The 19,473-nt window shown below is 73.4% G+C and carries 16 protein-coding genes; 5 read left to right on the top strand and 11 right to left on the bottom strand.

The window, feature by feature from the left end:
• Nucleotides 1-380: 380 nt before the first annotated feature.
• Complete coding sequence (locus AB852_RS34045) at nucleotides 381-1,355, bottom strand: aldo/keto reductase (protein WP_073794548.1); 975 nt, start codon at nucleotides 1,353-1,355, stop codon at nucleotides 381-383.
• Between the two features lie 347 nt (nucleotides 1,356-1,702).
• On the opposite strand from AB852_RS34045, the gene AB852_RS34040 reads away from it, so the two are divergent.
• Complete coding sequence (locus AB852_RS34040; RefSeq protein WP_073794545.1) at nucleotides 1,703-2,545, top strand: TioE family transcriptional regulator; 843 nt, start codon at nucleotides 1,703-1,705, stop codon at nucleotides 2,543-2,545.
• A gap of 209 nt (nucleotides 2,546-2,754) precedes the next feature.
• Here the strand turns inward: AB852_RS34040 and AB852_RS34035 are convergent, their stop codons facing one another.
• Together AB852_RS34035 and AB852_RS34030 are read right to left on the bottom strand one after the other, a co-directional pair.
• Nucleotides 2,755-5,133, bottom strand: a complete 2,379-nt coding sequence (locus AB852_RS34035) for an immunoglobulin domain-containing protein (RefSeq protein WP_073794542.1) — start codon at nucleotides 5,131-5,133, stop codon at nucleotides 2,755-2,757.
• 145 nt (nucleotides 5,134-5,278) lie between these two features.
• The gene (locus AB852_RS34030; RefSeq protein WP_073794540.1) at nucleotides 5,279-5,818 is read right to left on the bottom strand and encodes a hypothetical protein; all 540 of its coding nucleotides are present in this window, start codon (nucleotides 5,816-5,818) and stop codon (nucleotides 5,279-5,281) included.
• 442 nt (nucleotides 5,819-6,260) lie between these two features.
• Here AB852_RS34030 and AB852_RS34025 point away from each other — a divergent pair, with 442 nt between their 5' ends.
• Nucleotides 6,261-6,959 carry a L,D-transpeptidase family protein gene (locus AB852_RS34025; RefSeq protein ID WP_073794537.1) on the top strand — a complete coding sequence of 233 codons (699 nt, stop codon included), beginning with the start codon at nucleotides 6,261-6,263 and terminating at the stop codon, nucleotides 6,957-6,959.
• Between the two features lie 190 nt (nucleotides 6,960-7,149).
• On the opposite strand, the gene AB852_RS34020 is transcribed toward AB852_RS34025, so the two are convergent.
• Both AB852_RS34020 and AB852_RS34015 read right to left on the bottom strand, forming a co-directional pair.
• A complete protein-coding gene (locus AB852_RS34020) occupies nucleotides 7,150-8,217 on the bottom strand; it encodes a chitinase (protein WP_178391200.1) in 1,068 nt (355 codons plus the stop codon).
• A 416-nt stretch (nucleotides 8,218-8,633) separates the two neighbouring features.
• Nucleotides 8,634-9,332: an HAD family hydrolase gene (locus tag AB852_RS34015; protein ID WP_073795041.1), complete on the bottom strand. Its 699-nt coding sequence runs from the start codon at nucleotides 9,330-9,332 to the stop codon at nucleotides 8,634-8,636.
• Between the two features lie 405 nt (nucleotides 9,333-9,737).
• Between AB852_RS34015 and AB852_RS34010 the strand changes: the two genes are divergently transcribed.
• Both AB852_RS34010 and AB852_RS34005 read left to right on the top strand, forming a co-directional pair.
• Nucleotides 9,738-10,970 carry a nitric oxide synthase oxygenase gene (locus tag AB852_RS34010; protein ID WP_245877032.1) on the top strand — a complete coding sequence of 411 codons (1,233 nt, stop codon included), beginning with the start codon at nucleotides 9,738-9,740 and terminating at the stop codon, nucleotides 10,968-10,970.
• A 60-nt stretch (nucleotides 10,971-11,030) separates the two neighbouring features.
• Nucleotides 11,031-12,071, top strand: a complete 1,041-nt coding sequence (locus tag AB852_RS34005) for a lactonase family protein (RefSeq protein ID WP_073794534.1) — start codon at nucleotides 11,031-11,033, stop codon at nucleotides 12,069-12,071.
• Between the two features lie 90 nt (nucleotides 12,072-12,161).
• Here AB852_RS34005 and AB852_RS34000 read toward each other — a convergent pair whose 3' ends face one another.
• The 5 genes from AB852_RS34000 to AB852_RS33980 form a co-directional block, all read right to left on the bottom strand.
• Nucleotides 12,162-13,082: a sirohydrochlorin chelatase gene (locus AB852_RS34000; protein ID WP_073794531.1), complete on the bottom strand. Its 921-nt coding sequence runs from the start codon at nucleotides 13,080-13,082 to the stop codon at nucleotides 12,162-12,164.
• Nucleotides 13,083-13,197: 115 nt separating this feature from the next.
• Nucleotides 13,198-14,169 carry an N-acetylglucosamine kinase gene (locus AB852_RS33995; RefSeq protein WP_073794528.1) on the bottom strand — a complete coding sequence of 324 codons (972 nt, stop codon included), beginning with the start codon at nucleotides 14,167-14,169 and terminating at the stop codon, nucleotides 13,198-13,200.
• A gap of 26 nt (nucleotides 14,170-14,195) precedes the next feature.
• The gene (locus tag AB852_RS33990) at nucleotides 14,196-14,873 is read right to left on the bottom strand and encodes a uracil-DNA glycosylase (RefSeq protein WP_073794525.1); all 678 of its coding nucleotides are present in this window, start codon (nucleotides 14,871-14,873) and stop codon (nucleotides 14,196-14,198) included.
• A gap of 697 nt (nucleotides 14,874-15,570) precedes the next feature.
• Entirely contained in the window at nucleotides 15,571-16,656 is a 1,086-nt protein-coding gene (gene mmuM, locus AB852_RS33985; protein WP_079185126.1) for a homocysteine S-methyltransferase, read from the bottom strand.
• A 57-nt stretch (nucleotides 16,657-16,713) separates the two neighbouring features.
• Nucleotides 16,714-17,805 carry an NADH:flavin oxidoreductase/NADH oxidase gene (locus AB852_RS33980; protein WP_178391189.1) on the bottom strand — a complete coding sequence of 364 codons (1,092 nt, stop codon included), beginning with the start codon at nucleotides 17,803-17,805 and terminating at the stop codon, nucleotides 16,714-16,716.
• A 192-nt stretch (nucleotides 17,806-17,997) separates the two neighbouring features.
• Here AB852_RS33980 and AB852_RS33975 point away from each other — a divergent pair, with 192 nt between their 5' ends.
• Nucleotides 17,998-18,345 (top strand): ArsR/SmtB family transcription factor, encoded by a 348-nt coding sequence (locus AB852_RS33975; RefSeq protein ID WP_073794524.1) that lies wholly within the window; start codon nucleotides 17,998-18,000, stop codon nucleotides 18,343-18,345.
• Nucleotides 18,346-18,684: 339 nt separating this feature from the next.
• Here the strand turns inward: AB852_RS33975 and AB852_RS33970 are convergent, their stop codons facing one another.
• Nucleotides 18,685-19,428, bottom strand: a complete 744-nt coding sequence (locus AB852_RS33970) for a DUF305 domain-containing protein (protein WP_079185151.1) — start codon at nucleotides 19,426-19,428, stop codon at nucleotides 18,685-18,687.
• Between the last annotated feature and the right edge of the window lie 45 nt (nucleotides 19,429-19,473).

The following is a 19,473-nucleotide window of genomic DNA, read 5'->3' as shown; positions in this document are numbered from 1 at the left end:
GATTCCGGCGCGCCCGGCTGCCCCGGCAGGGGTGGGCGGTGCTCAGGGGAAGGGGAAACGCACCTGACCGGTGCGTGAGAAGAAACGAGCGGCGGGGCTCTCGCCCGCCCCGGAGTCACTCCGAGGCCGGGTGCCCTACTCGTGCGCGGCGCGAAGCCGACCCGGCAGTCATACGGACGACCCTAGCGGCCACCCCGTCGGTCGAACAACCCGACAATCGCCGCGCATTCGGGTCTCCTTCGAGGGCGCGGGGACCGGTCCGGTCGGCGCCCCCGAAGCGGCGCCGGGAACCGCGTACCCCGTCCGTCACCCGCGATCGACCCAGGAGACGGCCGACCGGGCGGGCTTCTGCTCGGCGAGCGCGGCGCCGGGTCAGCGGTTCAGCGGTTCAGCGGGGACATGTCCGTGTAGCGGTCACCCGAGGGGGCGGAGAGTGCCGCGAGGCGGGTGAGCTGCTCGGGGGTGAGGGTGAGGGTGTCGGCCGCCACGTTCTCCTCCAGCCGTGACACCCGCTTCGTCCCGGGGATCGGGGCGATCGTGTCGCCCTGCGCCAGCAGCCACGCGAGCGCCGTCTGCGCGGGTGTCGCGCCCGCGTCCCGCGCGATCGCCTCGACCTCGTCGGCGATCCTCAGGTTCTGCTCGAAGTTCGCCTCGCTGAACCGCGGGTTGTCCTTGCGGAAGTCGGTGTCGTCCAGCTGGTCACGGCTGCGGATACGCCCCGTCAGGAAGCCCCGGCCGAGCGGCGAGTACGGGACGAAGCCGATGCCCAGTTCCCGGGTCAGCGGCAGGACGTCCGTCTCGGGGTCCCGGGTCCACAGCGAGTACTCGGTCTGGAGGGCGGCGACCGGGTGCGCCGCGTGGGCCCGCCGGATCGTCCCGGGTCCCGCCTCGGACAGCCCCACGTACCGGATCTTGCCGTCCGCGACCAGCTCCGCCAGCGCGCCCATGGTCTCCTCGATCGGGGTGTCCGGGTCGACGCGGTGCTGGTAATAGAGATCGATCCGGTCCGTGCCGAGCCGCCGCAGCGACCCCTCGACGGCCGCCCTGATGTTGCGCGGCGAGCTGTCGGGACCGCGCCGCGCGCCCGGACCCGAGTGCGACAGGATGCCGAACTTCGTGGCGAGCACGACCTCGTCCCGCCGGTCCGCGAGAGCCCGTCCGACCAACTCCTCGTTGGTGTAGGGCCCGTACACCTCCGCCGTGTCCAGCAGGGTGACACCGAGATCGATGGCCCGGTGGATCGTCCGCACCGCCTCGGCCTCGTCCGTACCGGCGCCGGTGTAGAACGCCGACATACCCATACAGCCGAGGCCGATCCGGGATACGTCGAGCCCGCCCAGGGAGACGTGTCGCATGGGGGTTGCCCTTTCAGGGGAGGGACAGCGCGGGAGGGCCACCGTGCCAGAGCCCGGCCCGGCCGTGCCCCCGACATGCCGGAATGCTGACACACGCCACAACACCGGGCGACCGGGCCCGGCGCAGGTGGGTGCGGGCGGAGGCGGGGCGGGTCCGGTGCCGGGCGGCGCGACCGCGCGGTGCCGGGCCGCTGTGGCCCGGCCTCCCGACGGCCCGCGTGGCCCGGCCTGTGGTGAGCACGGTCCGGACCGCCGCCGCTCGTCAGCAGCCCCGGTCGTCAGCCGCCCCGGGCCCGCCTACGCCGTCCCGGGGAGCGGCCGTCACCGACCGGCGGACGTCCCTGCCTATGCTGTTCGGCGTGGTGAAGAACTCCCCGGCCGGCGGGCGGGCACATCCGGGGCGGGCCCTGCGGTCCGTGGACCTCGCGCGCAGCGCCGGGGTCTCCACCCAGCAGATCCGCAACTACGAGGACGCCGGGGTACTGCCCCCGGTCCCGCGCAGTGAGTCCGGGTACCGGCGCTTCGACGAGGGGCACCGGGGCGCCCTGCTCACCTACCGGGCGCTCGCCCGGGGCTACGGTCCGGACCGGGCCCGCGCGGTGATGCGGGCGGTCCACGCGGACGACGTGGCGCTGGCGCTGAGCCTCCTCGACGCCGGACACGCGGCCCTGCACGAACAGCGCCGGGACATGCTCGCGGTGGGCGAGGCGCTCGCGGCGGTCGCCGGGGAGGACCCGGACCGCTCGCGGGCCGCGGTACCGCGCGGCGGGCTGCGGATCGGGGAGGTCGCCGCCCGGCTCGGGGTGCGCACCTCGGCGCTGCGGGTGTGGGAGAAGGCGGGTCTGCTCTCCCCGGTACGTGAACCCGGCACGGGATACCGCTGGTTCGGGCCCGAGGAGGTAAGGGACGCCCGCATGATCAGGATGCTGCGCCAGGGCGGCTACCGGCTGCCGCGCATCGCGCGCGTCCTCGACGGGCTGCGGCGCACCGGCAGCGCGGAGGCGCTGCGGGAGGCCGTCGCGGAACGCGGACGGGAACTGTCCCTGCGCTCCCGGGCGATGCTCGCGGGGGCGAGCGGGCTGCACGACTACCTCGCCGGGCGCGACAGGGAACGAGCGGACGCGGGGGACAGGGGTGACGCGCGGGATACGGGTGACGGAGGACGCGGTGACGCCCGGGAGAACGGGTGACGCGGCGGACACGAGCCCTGTGACGGATACGGCGGGCACCGGGGCCAGGACGGATACGGCGGGCACCGGACTTGCGGCGGGGGCGGCGGACACCGGGGCTGTGCCGGATTCGGCGGGCACCGGAAAGCGGGCGGCCCCGCCCGGGTGATCGGGATCGTCACCCGGGCAGGACCGCCCGCCCGGTGGGGTCGGCGCGCCTCCGCGTCGGCTCAGACCGAGGCCGGGCCGCTCGTCCCGGAGTCCGGTCCGTTCGCCGTGGCCGTCCGGCGGCGCCTCACGAGGACCGCCCCGGCCGCGGTCAGGGCCGCCGCCGCTGCCGCGGCCGACAGGACCGTCGTCCCGGTGGAGGCGAGCACACCGCCACCGCCACCGGTCGTCCCGACGCCGCCCGAGCCCGTGAAGCCGCCCGCGCTGCCGCCGCCGACCGAACCGCCGGAGCCGGAGCCGCCGGTGGAGCCACCGGTGCCGCCGTTGTCCCAGCCGCCGGCCGAACCCCCGGCCGAACCCCCGGCCGAACCCCCGGCCGAACCCCCGGCCGAACCGCCACCGTCGGCGCCGCCGCTGTCCGAGCCGCCGTCGGTCGAACCCCCGTCGGTGCTGCCGCCGTCCGTGCCGCCGTCCGTGGTCCCGCCCTCGGTGGAACCGCCGTCCGTACCGCCGTCGGTGCTGCCGTCGGTGCTGCCGCCGTCGGTGCCCGTGGTGGTGCCCGTGGTGGTGTCCTGCTCCTCCTCGACGGTCAGGGTCACCGGGTAGGTGCGGGTCGTCCCCGCGTCGTTCTTGAACTCGGCCCGGTACTTGTGGCCGTTCTGGGCGAGCTCGGCGGTGAAGGCCAGGGTGGCGGACGTCGCGCCTTCGACGTCCTTCCAGGTGGTGCCGTCCGTGCTGACCTGCCAGCGCCGCGCGGGCTCCGGGGTGCCCTCGGCGCGCGCGGTGAACGTGACGTTCTCGCCGGGCTCCACCGACACATCGGCGGGCGCCTCGGTGACCTTCGGGGACACCCGCCGGACCAGCTTGAGGACCTTGCCCTCGGCCGGGTGGGTCACGTACACGACCGCGCCGCCCGCCTCGACGGTGACCGCCGCCGCGCCCACCTGGCCGTGGTTGCCCGGCAGCGACACCGGCTCGGTGGTCCGCGTGTGGTCGGTGGTGTCGTAGGTGGTGAGCGAGCCGTTGTTGTCGTTGCCGGGCTCGTTCAGGTCACCGCGGTCCTGCCGGACCACGAACGCCTGTCGGCTGGATTTGTCGAAGGCGACCGCGATGGCCTGGTCCGAGTCCGTGATCTTCTTCACGGGCTTTCCGTCCGGACCGAGGACCAGGATCGTGCCCCCGGTGCCCAGCCAGACGGCACCGCTCTCCGGGTCGACCTCGATGACGCCCGTGGCGTCGCTCGCGATGTCCGGTACGTCGATGGTGTCCTTCAGGGTGAGGGTCGCGGTGTCGACCCGGTACAGCTTGCCGCCGGGGAAGTCCGCGAACCACACCGAGCCCCGGGCGGTGTCCACCGCGAACCGGCTGCCGCTCTCCAGGGTGAGACTGCGCAGGGTGGCGCCGTCCTTCGGGTCGATCTCGGAGAGTTTGCTGCCCTGGGCGACCAGCACCGCGGTCGGGGTGGAGGTCCCCGGACCCACGTCGTGGACGGTCCCGCCGGCGGCCAGCCATACGCCCCGCATGGCGGTGTCGCCCTGCTTGGCGCTGCCTATGCCGCGCAGCGGGTACTGGAAGCGCGCCCCGTCACCGGCGAGCGGGCCGATGAACCGGGAGACCGACGACGCGCGCGGGGTGCCCAGGTTGCCGGGAGCCTGGTTGAGGTGCGCGAGCGCCTTGCCGTCCTCGGGGTCGAGGACGTACAGCCCGCGCTCGTCGATGTCCGCGGTGTCGGCGAGGTTGTCGGAGCCGACGTAGAGCTTCTTCGACTCGGGGTGGAGCAGCACGTCCAGCGGCTTCCCGGCGGTGGTGAACTCCGCGGTCCGGTGGTACGACACGGTGCCCGGGGGGACGCCGACGCCTTCCCCGCCGGGCGGCGGTCCGGCCGCGAAGGTGACCGGGATACGGACGTCCTGCGAACGGTCGCCCAAGCCGCGGTGGTCCACCCGGGTCACCACCGAGCAGGCGACCTCCGCACAGTCGACCGTCGTGCTCTTCGCCTCGATCTGGAGCTCGACGTCGAAGGTGCCGCCCGGCCCGAACGCCGTGGCGAGTTCTCCCGCGTGGGAGTCCCCCTTGGGCACGATCCAGGCCGACGACTTCGAACCGCCGGTCATGTCGACGCCGCCCACACAGGGGGAGGGGGCCCGGCCGGGGCCGTTGTCCTTGCAGACGGCGACGTAGACGCCCTTGGTCTCGTCGTAGTCCTTGCCGGTGATCCTGATGGTCTGGCCGGCGGGGTTCAGGTCCTTGGTGACCGACGCGGAGAGTTTCTGGCCGCCGGAGCCCGTGCCGGTGCCGGGGGTGTCGGCGGCGAGGACGGGGCCGCCGGCGCCGATCGAGACCGCGAGCACGGCCGCCGAGCCGAGCGCGGTGGACGCGATCAGGGCCGGGGTGCGGCGTCTGCGGCCGTCGCGGGAACGCGGGGATGAGTTGTCTGTCATGGCTTCCTTGTCGTACGGGACCGGCGCACGCGCCGAAGGGCGGGCCCCGGCACGGAGGTGCCGGAACCCGCCCGGGGCTTCGCCTTCAGGGTCTTTCGTCCGGATCGGGCGGGAGCGGGCCCCGGCGGGACGCGGACAAGAGGTCCTAGGAGAAGGTCACCGGGATGTGGACGTCGTACTTGCGGTCGTTGCTGTCGGTGTGGTCGGCACGTGTCACGATGGCGCAGTCGACCGTGTCGCCGCAGACATTGCCGCCGCCCAGATCGGCCTTGATGTGGATGGTCGCGGAGAACTTGCCGCCCGTGCCGAAGGTGGAGCTGTTCGGGAGGAGGCCGCCGCCGAAGTTGGACACCCAGTACGAGGCGCCGGTGGTCCCGGCCTCGTCCTGGCCGCCCAGACACGGGGTCGGCTTGTTGGCGCCCTGCGTGCCGTTCACCGCGCACAGGCCGACGTAGATGCCCTGCCACGAGTTGTAGCCGGTGCCCGTCACCGTGACGTTGGCGCCGGTGGCCGCCGCCGTGTTGGGGCCGGTGATGGACAGGTTGTAGGTGGTGGACCCGTCGACGATCGTGCGGCTTCCGGTCGCCGCCGAGGCGGAGGAAGCGAGACCGAGTGTCAGCGCGGCGGCCGAGAGGACGGCGATGCCGGCGCGGGCGGCGGTACGGGTGGAGAGCACAGCACTCATCCTGTGAGCACCTTTCTGAGCAGCGAGGATCGGGCTCCGGATGGCTCCGGTTCACCCGTTCGGCTTAGGTAAGGCATACCTAAGTTGATGCTGGGTGAGTTGTCAACAGGCGGTAAAGGAACCGCAACGCGGATGTGTGCCCGCCGGGTTGGCGCGAGGCTGTGGGGTAGCTCCGCCGGTCCCGGCCGCCGGGGCCGGTTCCCCGGGACGCCCCGTCGGGGCGAACCGGACGGCGGCGCCCGTGCCGCTCATATGTACCGAATCGGTGACAAGCGTCCGGGCTCTGTGACAGGTGGCGGTCGCGTACAACGGCTTCCGTGCGCGGCGGGTCCAACAATGCGTGGTGCCGGGGAGATCCGGTGCGCGGCACGGCTCGTGGCCATGGGCCACGGGGTGCGGAACCGACGCGCGACCGGCGCGCGCGGGGAGGGGAGAGTTTCACATGGGGGACATGCGCAGAAGGGCCGGCGTCGCCTTGGGGGTCGCCGGGCTGATGGCTCCGCTGGCGCTCGCGCTCGGTGCGGCTCCGGCCGCGGCGGCCGCGTCGTGCACCACACAGGCGGGCCCGTACCAGAAGAAGGTCGAGAAGTTCCTCGGGCGGCCGGTCGACGGCCGTCAGTCGGCCGCGGACTGCAAGGCGGTCCAGGCGTTCCAGAAGAAGCACGGCATCACCCCGGCGGCCGGCTACGCGGGCTCGGTGACCTGGGGCGTCATGGATCTGATGAACAAGCAGAAGGCGGTCGGCGACAAGCCCAACCGGGACCGCAAGTGTCCCACCAACAGGGGCCGGATCGCCTGCGTGAACCTCACGCTCCAGATCAGCTGGATCCAGGACGGCAGCACACTCAAGTACGGCCCTGTGCCCGTCCGTACGGGCCGCAACGGCTCCGAGACCCGCACCGGCGCCAAGAAGATCACCTGGCGCAACATCGACCACCACTCCAGCCTGTACGACGTCGCCATGCCGTACGCGCAGTTCTTCGACGGCGGCCAGGCGTTCCACTCCGCGGCCGTCAGCATGTGGAACGCGCCCGGCTCGCGCGGCTGTGTGAACCTGCGCCCCGCGGACGCCAAGAAGTACTGGTCGATGCTGAGGAACGGCGACGACGTGTTCGTGTACGGCCGCAAGGCCGGTACCTGACAGACCGTCAAGTCCAGGTACGCACAGGTCCCGGGAGCCCGCCAAGGGCCCCGGGACCTGTGCTGTGGGTACCGGTGTTCCGTACCTGTGTGGGCGGGGTCACCGGACCGTGGCCGCTTCCACGGTCCGGCGACCCCGCCCGGTTCTCCGGGCCGCCCACGACGTCGGCCCGGAGAGACCTGAGGAAGCGTCAGCGGCCTTGCAGGGCCTTCACGTTGTCGCCGAAGGTCCAGTTGCGGGAGCCGTCCCAGTTCAGCGACCAGGTCATCAGACCCTTGAGGGCGCCGTTGTACCGGTTCCACGCCTGGCCGACCAGGGAGGGCGACATATGGCCCCCGCCCGCGCCGACCTGTGCGGGCAGACCGGGCACCTGCTTGTCGTACGGGACCCGGATGGTGGTGCCCTGGATGACCAGTCCGCGGTTCAGGCAGTCCGTCTGCGCGGCGAAGCCCGCGACGGTGCCCGCGGAGTACGAGTCGCCGGAGCAGCCGTACATGCTGCCGTTGTAGTACTGCATGTTCAGCCACCACAGGCGGCCGTTGTCCGCGTACTTCTTGATGACGGGCAGGTACGAGCCCCAGATGGAGCCGTAGGCCACGCTGCCGCCGGTGACGTACGCCGTCTCGGGGGCCATCGTCAGACCGAAGTTGGACGGCATCTGCGCCAGTACGCCGTCGATGATGCGGATGAGGTTGGACTGCGAGGACGACAGGGTGTTGATGTTGCCGCTGCCCACCAGCCCGGTCTCGATGTCGATGTCGATGCCGTCGAAGTTGTACTTCTTCAGGATCGGGACGATCGTCGCCACGAAGCGGTCCGCGACCGAGCTGGAGCTGAGGTCGATGCCCGCCGCGGCCCCGCCGATGGACATGAGGATCGTCTGCCCGGACGCCTTCGCGGCGCACATCTGCTCGGGGGTGGGGACCTTGACGGTGTTGTCCATACCGTCCTCCCACAGGACCGTCCCGTCGGAACGGATCACCGGGAAGGCCGCGTTGAGGACGTTGTAGCCGTGCTGCCCGATCCTGCTGTCGTCGATCGGTATCCAGCCGAGCGGGGGATGGACGCCGTTCGCGGCGCCGTCCCAGTTCTCCCAGTAGCCCTGGAGGACCTTGCCCGTGGGTTTCGACTTCACCGCACAGGTGGTGGCCGCCGCGCTTTCGGGGGCGGCGTTCGCCGCGGGCGCCACGACGCCCAGCAGGGGGACCGCGCTCGCCAATGCCGCGCCGATACCGAGCAGCCGCAGCTTGCGGCCGATGGTGCCGATCATGCTGAACTCCCTTCGCACCGTGACGCGCCCGTGTGGGGTGGGCGCGCCCCGGAAGAGGTCGGCAGGAGGGAACGATCGCTCAAGGACACGCTGACCTCCTGGGTGGGGGGAACCTGGAGACTTACGCGGAACGGTGAGGGAGGAGGGGGGTGCGGGTGGTGCGGGTGCTGCGGGGGGTGGGGGTCGTGCGGGGTCCCGGTGGGGTGGGACGGGCCGTGGTGGTGCGTGGGGGTACGGCCCTGGAACATGGGGTCGGGGGAGGGTGCGAGCCCATACCGTAAGTTGGTCCAGACCTGTCGTCAATAGGTCTGGACCAAAACGGAGAAGGGCGCTCCGAGCACCGCCGCGCCGTGCCTGTCGCCCGGCGGCACCGGCACCGCCCCCGACCTGCCGACGGCCCGAGGTCAGCCGCCGCCGGTGAGCCAGGAGTACGCGGCCGTCGCGGTGAACTCCGCCTGACCGCCCGGGAACAGCAGCTCCGCCGCGACGAACGCGGGGTCGTCGGCCTGCTCCTTCAGGAAGGGCACGGCGATGCAGCGCATCCCGGCCGCGTGCGCCGCGAGCACCCCGGGCACGGCGTCCTCCAGGACCACGCAGCCGGCCGCCGGCGCGCCCAGCCTGCGGGCCGCCTCCAGGAAGACATCGGGTGCGGGTTTGCCCGCGGGGACCTCGTCGGCCGATACCGTCGCGGTCATGAATCCGCCGAGCCCGGTGCCGTCGAGGATCGCGTCGATCGCCGCACGCGACGAACCGGACGCGACGGCCATCGGCACCCCGGCCCCGTGCAGCAGCTCCACGAACCTCCGCATCTCGGGATAGGTCCGGGTGTTCGTCCGGGCCAGTTCCAGATAGCGCCGGTTCTTCTCCGCCAGCAGGTCGTCCACGGACGGGCCGAGTGCGTACCGCTCCTTCCAATGGGTCACGGTCTCCCGGGTACTGACCCCGACGGACCACAGATGGTCCTCCCAGGAGAAGCCGTCCACCCCCTGCCCGGCCAGCAGCTCCCGCCCCGCCTCGAAGTAGTTGGTCTCGCTGTCCACCAGCGTCCCGTCCAGGTCGAACAGCACGGCCTGTCGCACGCGCGCCCTTGAATCCGTCGTCATGCCCCCCAGCATGCCAAGACGCGCCCGCGGCCTTAGGGGGCGCACGTGCCCCTTTGTGCGCCCCCTGTGATCCCCCCGCGCCCCCACCCCGCACCCTCCCCCGCATCGCCCCGCCGGGTCCCGGAGATACTGTCCGGAGTGCGTCCGTCACTCTCCGCCAGTCGGGGGGCCGCGCACTGCCCCGCACCGCCGTGACTCACCCGCCCGAAACTGGGTAGCCGGACCTTTCCGCAGGTGAGCGCGGTGACCGGGGTGCGCGGTGAGGCGGACGGAGGAGTCCGCGGGCACGAACGGTTCCGCGAGGCACCGACGGGGGTGGATCAGGTCCGGGGGTGACCCCGCGGCGCAACGACGACACGCTGCCCGCGGACCGCAGGCAGCGGGCCGGGGCGTTGGGGGATAGGTATGCAGAACCTCCCGTACCGGACCGCGTCCATGACGGCGGGCTGCCCGGTGCTCCACGACGATCCGGCGGCCTGGCCCGACCGGTCCGCCGGACCTGAGAGACCGCTCCGCGAACAGGCCGGCGCCGTGCTGCGGGCCGCCACCGAGTTCCTGACCCTCCACCACACCGAGGAGGGGCTGGGCGACCCCGCACCCCGGATCGCCGAGATCCAGGACGAGATCGGACGGACGGGCACCTACCGCCACACCGCGCGGGAACTCACCTTCGGCGCCCGGGTCGCCTGGCGCAACGCCAACCGCTGCATAGGCCGGCTGTACTGGCGCTCCCTGCGGGTCGACGACCGCCGTGACCTGCGGTCGGCCGGCGAGGTCGCGGACGCCGCCGTCCGGCATCTGCGCGAGGCCACCCGGGGCGGCCGGATACGCCCGCTGATCACCGTGTTCGCCCCCGACACCCCCGGCCGGCCGGGACCCCGGATCTGGAGCGACCAGCTCATCCGCTACGCCGGTTACCGCCGCCCCGACGGCACGGTCCTCGGCGACCCGGCCAACACCGGCCTGACCGCCCTCGCCCGGCGCCTCGGCTGGCCCGGCGGCCCCGGCACCCCCTTCGACGTGCTGCCCCTGATCGCCCAGGGGCCGGACGGCGTACCGCACTGGTTCCCGGTGCCCCAGGACGCCGTCCACGAGGTGCCCCTCACCCACCCCGGGCATCCCTGGTTCGCCGAACTCGGACTGCGCTGGCACGCCGTACCGGCCATCTCCCATATGTGCCTGGAGATCGGCGGTGTCTGCTACTCGGCGGCGCCCTTCAACGGCTGGTACATGGGCACGGAGATCGGCGCCCGCAACCTCGCCGACACCGACCGCTACGACCTGCTGCCGCTGGTCGCCGCCGGACTCGGGCTCGACACCAGCAGCGACCGCACCCTGTGGAAGGACCGGGCGCTGGTGGAGCTGAACATCGCCGTCCTGCACTCCTTCGACCTGGCCGGGGTCACGGTCGCCGACCACCACACCGAGTCCCGCCGCTTCCTGACCCACCTCGACCGGGAGGAGAGCCAGGGCCGCCGGGTCGGCGCCGACTGGTCCTGGATCGTGCCGCCGCTCTCCGGCAGCACGACCCCCGTCTTCCACCGCACCTACGACGAGACCGAGCTGCGGCCCGCGTTCGTCCACCACCCGGAGGGCCTCGCCCGAGCACGCGGGGAGTACGTTCCCGACTTGGTCTAGACCGATCGCCTCCGGCTGCTACCGTCGGCGCAGCAATCAGGCAGCCGAGAGGGGACAGCAGTGCGCGGGCACACCGGGCGGGCGTACATCGGATCGTTCACGGCGGCCGGGGGACCGGGCATCGCCACGGCCTCCGTCGACCCCGCCACCGGTGCCCTGACCCTCCTCGGGACCACCGGCGCGGTGGCCGACCCGTCGTACCTCGCGCTGTCCGCCGACGGGACCACCCTGTACGCGGTGAGCGAGACCGACGAGGGCGCGGTCGCCGCGTTCCGGGTGACCGGCGCACGGCCGGAACCCCTGGGCGCGCCGGTCCGGGTGGGCGGCGCCGGCCCCACCCATCTCGCCGTGCACGCGGGGCATGTGCTGACGGCCAACTACGGCTCCGGGAGCGTGAGCGCCGTACCGCTGCGCGCGGACGGCTCCCTCGGGGACGCGCCCTCCGGCGTGCTCACCCACAAGGGTTCCGGACCGCACCCGCAACGCCAGCACGCCCCGCACGCCCACCAGGTGCTCGCCGTCCCCGGCGGACGCCGGGCCGTGAGCGTGGACCTCGGCACGGACTCCGTACGCGTCTTCGACCTGGACACGGCGGGCGAGCCCGTCCAGCACCGGGAGATCGCCCTGCGGCCCGGCAGCGGACCGCGTCATCTCGCGTTCCATCCCGGGGGCACGGTGGTGTACGTCCTGAACGAGCTGGCGCCGACCCTGACGGTGTGCCGCTGGGAGGCGGTGGAGGGCGCGCTGCGTCCGCTGACCGAGATCCCGGTCCTGCCCGGCGCCCCGGAGGGGGACGCGTACCCCTCGGAGGTGGTCGTCGCGCCCGACGGCCGGTTCGTGTGGACGGCCACCCGGGGCGAGGACGTCATCTCCGTGTTCGCCGCCGGGGACGGGGGCGAACGGCTGGAGCTCGTCGCGACGGTGCCCTGCGGCGGGCACTGGCCCCGTGACCTGGCGCTCGACCCGTCCGGCCGGCGGCTGTACGCGGCCAACGAACGCTCGGGCGACATCACCTGGTTCGACGTGGATGGCGCCACCGGGCTGCCGGTGCGGGCGGGCTCCCTGGAGTTCCCCGCGGTGTCCTGCGTCCGCTTCTTCTGACGCCGCCGGGGGCGCGGCGCCCGCACGCACGGCCTGTGCCGGGCGCGCCGGGCCCGGCCACCGTGCGGTGCTGCCGGGCCTGCTCGCCGCTCAGCGCAGCGGCGCGCCCGCCCCGGTCTGCGGGATGCCCAGCGTGGCGGCGTACTTCGACAGCGCGAGCTTGCCGATCGCCGGGTACGCCCCGAGCGGCTCCGCGGCGGGGCAGCCTGCCTCCTTGGCGGCGGCCTCCAGCAGCGTCGCGTCGATCTCCGGACCGATCAGGTACGGCGCCAGCGCGAGCTGCGCGGAACCGGAGGAACGCAACTGCTCGGCGGTGTCCGCGATCGCCCCCTCCTTGTCCAGCGCGGCGGCCATCACCGGCACGGCGAGCCGCGCGGCCAGCAGCATCCCGGTGATCCCGGCGGCCTGCACGGCCTCCTCGCCGCCCACGGACGCGATGATGATCCCGTCGGCCGCGGTGGCCACCGTGAACAGCCGCGCCCGGTCCGCGCGGGCGAGCCCCGACTCCGAGAGCCGTACGTGCAGGGCCTCGGCGAGCAGCGGGTGCGGACCGAGGACATCGGTCAGTTCCGCCGCCACCTTGCTGTCGTTGATGCCCTGGCGGACCCGGCGCAGCAGCGCGCCGTCCGGCCCGGCGAGCAGCGGGACCACCACGGCGACGGGCCCCTCGGGCTCCGTGACCTCGACACCGGCGGCCCTGGCCTGCTCGTAACGGGCGGTACGTTCCCGCGCGGTGCGCGCGAGGACCGCGGCGAGGGTGGGGAACTCCGTGTCGTCCCCGTCGAGATATCCGATCCGGGCGTCCAGGCCGGGAAGCTCGGAGCGCGCGATGCTCACGACCTCGTCGGCGAGGCTCCGCACGGACGCACCGGGGGTGCCCGGGACCGCGAGCACGAGCGCGGGCGCGCCGTCGGGGGCCACCGCGGGTTCAGGGCGGCGGTGGCGTCCTGACTGACGGGGGCGCGGCATTCGTACTGGCAGGCCGGAGGCTGGCCCAGTGGGGGTGCTCATGGCGCCGCATGCTACTGGCTTTGTGGCCTGCTCCGTTCGGGGAGGGGGTAGCTGCACGGCATCCATCCGTATTTGTCCGGTTGATCTGGAGGTGGGGCAGGTGGGACGCCCGTTCTCAGCCGCCGCTTTCGGTACGTACGTGCAGCATGCGGTCATCAACGGGCAGACCCGGACGCTCTTCGGCCAGATCCGTCGCGATCCGTACCGCGCCGTGCAGCGGATCGCCCTCCGCGGCCGTCCGCCGCGCCGAGGGCAACTGCCGGGACAGCTCCTCCTGGAGCGGGACGAGCAGGGGATCGCCCATCTTGAACAGTCCGCCCGTGAACGCCACCTCGCAGTCGCCGGACTTCGGCGCGACCGCCGCCGCGGCCTCCACGATGTGCCCGGCCGCGGCCGTCAGGATGCCGCGTGCCACCGGGTCCCGCTCCGCGCACGCGGCGACCGACGGCACGAACGAGGCGAGCACGGCGGGCCGGTCGGTGCGGGGATACAGCAGCCCCGGCAGCTCACCGGCCGGGCCGAACATCTCCTCGGCACGGGCCAGCAGCGCCACGGACCCGCCGCGCCGCCCGTCGAACGCCCGCATCGCCGCGTCGAGTCCCGCGCGTCCGATCCACGCGCCGCCGCCGCAGTCGCCCAGCAGATGACCCCATCCGTCGGCCCGCCGCCAGGTGGTGAGATCCGTCCCCGTCGCGATCATGCCGGTGCCGCCCGCCACCACCGCGCCCGCGCGGCGGCCCAGCGCCCCGGCGTAGGCGGTGACCGCGTCGGCGGCCAGCGCGAGCCGCCGGACACCCAGCTCCCGGGCGAACGCCTCGGGCAGTTCGGCCCGCAGCGCGTCCCCGAGGGTGGCCATCCCGGCGGCCCCGAGCGCCGCCGCCCGTACCTCGCCGATCCCCGCGTCGGCCATCAGCCGACGTGCCATCGGCAGCAGCAGCGCGAGCAGATGCCCGGGATCGATGCCCCGCGCACCGGTACGGACCGGCTCCGCCGAGACCAGCGGGGCGCCCAGCGCCCGCCCGCCGACGGCGAGCACCGCCCGCAGCCCGGAACCGCCCGAGTCGACGGCGAGCACAGCGCCCGCCATGCCCGGTACCGGGGGACGGCCGCCGGTCACGGAAGCCGCCAGTCGACGGGCTGGGCGCCCTGACGGACGAGCAGATCGTTGGCGCGGCTGAACGGACGGGAGCCGAAGAAGCCGTTGTCCGCGGACATGGGGGACGGATGGACGGACTCGACCGAGGGGAGATCACCCAGCAGCGGCCGTACATTCCGGGCGTCGCGCCCCCACAGGACCGACACCAGGGGCGTGCCACGGGCGGCCAGCGCCCGGATCGCCTGCTCGGTGACCTGCTCCCAGCCCTTGCCGCGGTGCGCCCCGGGCTTGCGCGGGGCGGTGGTGAGCGACTTGTTCAGCAGGAGCACGCCCTGCCGGGTCCAGGGGGTGAGGTCCCCGTTGCCCGGCGGCGGTACACCGAGGTCGCTGGTCAGCTCACGGAAGATGTTGAGGAGGCTGCCGGGCAGCGGACGGACCTCCGGGGCCACCGAGAACGACAGTCCCACGGCGTGCCCCGGAGTCGGGTACGGGTCCTGACCGACGATCAGGACCCGTACCTCGTCGAAGGGCTGCTGGAAGGCGCGCAGCACATTCGGTCCGGCCGGCAGGTACGTACGGCCCGCGGCGATCTCGGCGCGGAGGAAGTCCCCCATCCGGGAGACCTGTCCGGCCACGGGCTCCAGGGCCTTGGCCCAGCCCGCTTCGACGATCTCGTGCAAAGGTCGTGCTGCCACGCGGCCGCGCCCCCCGGAGTGCTCAAGTGTGCGATGTGAACCAAGCGGAGTGGTGTACGTCTCCGCGGCTCGAAGGGTACCGCCGTACGACGGTCGCCCTTCCCCCGGGACAGCCACGCGTTTCCCCCGGCGTGACGCCCCCGAGGGCCCGGCAGATGCACTCCACGCGTTTGCAGTACGGGCATACGGGGACCACGGTTGGTCTCCTTCCTTGACAGGGGATGTCGGTTCTTTATCCCTCCCTTAGAGAAACGGGTTGGAGCGTGTGCAGGTTTCGAAAGGGAATGAAGACCTCGTGATGTTTTTCGTCACGTCGGTTTTCGGCCGACGTGGCTGAAGTTGCGCTCTGTTGCTCCGTGTTATGGGGCGACTGCGGCGCGCACACGAGCAATGTCCGGGAGGGGAGCGAGGAACGTCCGCCAGGAATCGACGTCGCTCTGGGAGACGTACAATTCGCCGCTGCGATCGCCGAAGCGCACACCCGGTCACCTCCGGACAGCGTTGTCCTCACCCTCGTCAGTCTGCACCGGATGCCCGGTCCCACACCCATGACCCGCCGGATCGCGATCCGCACGGGCCCGCACGGCCGGAGCGGCCCGGTCCGGTAACGGACCGGCGGCGATCGGCGCGACAGCGTGGCCCGGTAACGGACCGGCGGCGATCGGATCGGCCGCGTGCCGGTACGGACGGGCGGCGGTCAGCGCGGTCCCAGGGGGCCGGTGGCGTTCCGTACCCGGGCAGCCGTCTCCGCGATCGCGGCGGGTCCCACCCGGCAGCACCCCCCGACCAGCCGCGCGCCCGACGCCAGCCAGCCGTCCACCCGGCGGGCCGTGAAACGCCGCGGACCCGTCCAGACGCCGCGTACCGCGTCCCAGCCTTCACCGCTGTTCGGGTAGACCACCACCGGCTTGCCCGTGACCCGGGCCGCCAGCGCGACGGCCGCGTCCGCGTCGGCGGGCGTGCAGCAGTTCACGCCGACCGCGACCACCTCGTCCGCGTCGGCGGCCACCGCGAACGCCTCCGCGAGCGGCTGTCCCGCGCGGGTGCGGTCGCCGCGCACGTTGTACGAGAGCCAGGCCGGCACCCCGAGTCCCCGTACCGCGCGCACCAGGGCGCGCGCCTCGTCGGTGTCCGGGACGGTCTCCAGCGCGAACACATCGGGCGCGGCGGCGGCGAGGGCCTCCAGCCGGGGCCGGTGGAACCGTTCCAGCTCCGCGACCGTCAGCCCGTACCGCCCCCGGTACTCCGAGCCGTCCGCGAGCATCGCCCCGTAAGGACCCGCCGAGGCCGCCACCCACCGCGGCCGGCGGCCGGGGACGGCGGTACGGGCCGCCTCCCGGGCCAGGGCCACGGCGGACCGCAGCAGTTCGGCGGCCCCGCGCCGGTCCACCCCGTGCCGGGCGAACCCCTCGAACGTCGCCTGGTAGCTCCCGGTGACGGCGATGTCCGCGCCCGCCTCGTAGTACGCCCGGTGCGCCGCGACAAGGGCCTCCGGCCGGTCCAGGAGCAGCCGCGCGGACCACAGGCCGCCGTCCAGCCGCTCACCGGCCGCTTCGAGCTGATTGGACAGCCCGCCGTCCAGGACGAGCGGACCACGCCGCAGCACGTCCGCGAAAGTGCCGGTCGCGAAGGTGCCGGTCGTGGACGCGTCGGGGGTACCGGGGCTCTCCGGGGGCCGTACGTCGTCGGGGAGCCGGGCGAATCGTGCGGCGCTGGGAGGCCGGTCCGGGTCGGGGGTGCCGGGGAGCGGGTCGGGGTCGGGGTTGCCGGGGGAGTCGGGCATGGGTCCGACGCTAGCGGCGGGCGGTCCGGTCCGGACCGCCCGGCGCGGGGGCGAGCGTCAGACGGAGCGCAGATACGGGTCCGGGACCCGCACCGCCGCGCCCAGTTCACGGGCCGCGTGCCGGGCCCAGGACGGGTTGCGCAGCAGTTCCCGTCCCAGCAGCACCGCGTCGGCCTCGCCGTTGGCGACGATCTTGTCGGCCTGTCCGGCCTCCGTGATCAGCCCCACCGCGGCCACGGACAGCCCGGCCCCGGACCGGACCCGGCTCGCGAACGGCACCTGGTAGCCGGGGCCGGTCGGGATGTCCGCGCGGGGCGCGTTGCCTCCCGACGACACGTCCAGCAGATCCACCCCGTGCTCCTTGAGCAGCCCGGCGAACCGGACGGTCTCGTCGGCGGTCCAGCCGTCCGCGCCCAGCCAGTCCGTCGCGGATATCCGGAAGAACAGTGGCAGATCGTCGGGCCACACCGCGCGGACGGCGTCCACGACCTCCAGCGCGAAGCGGGTCCGGTTCGTGAAGGAACCCCCGTACGCGTCCGTGCGCTTGTTGGAGTACGGGGACAGGAACTCCCCGAGGAGGTAGCCGTGCGCGCCATGGATCTCGACGACCCGGAACCCGGCGTCGAGGGCCCGGCGGGCGGCGTCGGCGAACTGCCCGGTGATCCGCGCGATCCCCCCGGTCGTCAGCTCCGTCGGTACGGGATGCCCGGTGTCGAACGGGACCGGGCTGGGCGCGAGAGGCTGCCAGCCGTCGGCCCCGGGTCCGACCGGGCCGCCGCCCCGCCAGGGCCGGTCGGTGGAGGCCTTCCGTCCGGCGTGCCCGATCTGGAGGCCCGGCACCGTGCCCTGGGCGGTCAGGAAGGAGGTGATCCGGCGGAAGGCCCGGGTCTGGGTGTCGTTCCAGATGCCCAGGTCGGCGGGGGAGATACGGCCCTCGGGGCTCACGGCGGTCGACTCGACCAGGATCAGCCCGGTGCCTCCCGTGGCGCGGGCGGCGTAGTGGGCGAAGTGCCAGTCGCCGGGAACCCCGGCGCACGGCCCGGTGGGATCGGCCGAGTACTGGCACATGGGTGCCATCCAGGCCCTGTTCGGGACGGTCAGCGAGCGAAGGGTGAGGGGTTCGAACAGCGCGCTCAAGACGGACTCCATCCGTGTTCCATGGCGGGTGGCCGCCCCGGTGCCCGGTCGCAGGACCAGGGCCCGTCGGCCTGGTAGTACGATAGACCTCGTAGTACGGGAGATGTCAAACTACGAAGGATGTCGAACCAGTCTCGTAGGATGGTCAGCAGCGGCGTCACGTCACGTCATGTCGCCACCCGTCAGACCGCAGGGAGCCGCCGTATGACCGCCGCCAGCAGTCGCGAACTCGCCCACCCGCGCAGCGAGGACATCGCCCTGGAGGGAGTGCTGCACGCGCTCTCCGATCCGCTGCGGCTGAGCGTCGTCATCGAACTGGCTTCGACCGGCGGGGAGTTCCCCTGCTCGCACTTCCCGCTTCCCGTCACCAAGTCCACGACCACCCACCACTTCCGGGTGCTGCGCGAGTCCGGTGTCATCCAGCAGTGGTACCGGGGCACGGCCAAGTACAACCGGCTGCGCGGCGAGGAGCTGGACGCGCTGTTCCCCGGGCTGCTCGCCGCGATCCTGCGGGCCTCGGCGGCGCAGTCCGCGCGACGGACGGACGGCTGACCCCGGACGCCTCCGCGCGGGCGTCCTCGTATGAAGTGACACGTGGCACCTCCGGGCGCCTGGCGTCCCCAGGGCGCCCGAAGCTGCCCGCGCGCCCCCGCGTGCGCTCCAGGGGGCCGTCACGCCCCGGCGCGGGGCCGGTGCGGCCCGCGCCGGGTGACGGCCCCGGCGGTCAACGTGGGCGCCATGACCGTCACTCGAACGGGGCCCTGAGAGTGCCGGGTCGGCCACCCGGACGGGCCGTCGCCCGACCTTCCGGCCTTTCCGCCGGACGGCCCGCCCGGGCCCATCGGTGCGGCCCGTCCGAGCTGACCGGACCGGTGGACCGGCCGTGCCGGGTCAGAGCATGTCGCGCATCCGGCCGATCTCCGCCGTCTGCTGGGCGACCACATCGGTGGCCATCTCCTCGACGAGGACGTTGTTGCCGTCGGAGAGCGCCTCGGTGGCCATCGTGATCGCGCCCTCGTGATGCGTGATCATCAGCTTCAGGAACAGCTGGTCGAACGCCTTCCCGTCCGCCGCCCGGAGCTTCGCCAGCTGCGCCTCGGTGGCCATGCCCGGCATCGAGCCGTGGTCGTGGGAACCCGGATCGGGCGTCTCCCCGCCGTGCCCGCCCTCGCCGTGGTCATGGCCCGACCCGGACGGCTTCTTCGGGTCCGTGTTGTTGTCCAGCCAGCCCTGCATGGCGCCGATCTCGGGCTTCTGTGCGGCGGTGATCCGGGCGGCCACCCGCTTCACCTGCGTCGAATCGGCCCGCGAGGGCACGAGTTCGGTCATCACCAGGGCCTGGCCGTGGTGCTCGATCATCATCCGGGCATAGGTGAAGTCCGCCGAGTTGGGGGAGTCGTCGGCGGCCTGCTCCTGGACATCCTCCGCCGACAGGGTCCGCGCCGCCTCGCCCGGCTTGCCCGGGGCGATCACCGAAGGGCCGGACGCGGCCTTCCCCTCGTCCTTCGAACCGCCGGAATCGCAGGCGGACAACGTCAGGACGAGCGCCGCGCACAGCAGCGCGGGACCCGCGCGCAGGGCACGGGGAACGGCGGCGTCCCGGTGGCCGGGACGGTCGGCGGCCGGACGGCGGATCACACCGGTTGCGGCGGTACGGCGACGGAACAAGGCATCCTCCAG

Origin of the sequence: Streptomyces uncialis, from assembly GCF_001905345.1 — a bacterium.
GTDB classification, from domain to species: Bacteria; Actinomycetota; Actinomycetes; order Streptomycetales; family Streptomycetaceae; genus Streptomyces; species Streptomyces uncialis.
The sequence above is the reverse complement of the archived record's forward strand: the minus strand, read 5'-3'. Positions and strand labels throughout refer to the sequence as shown.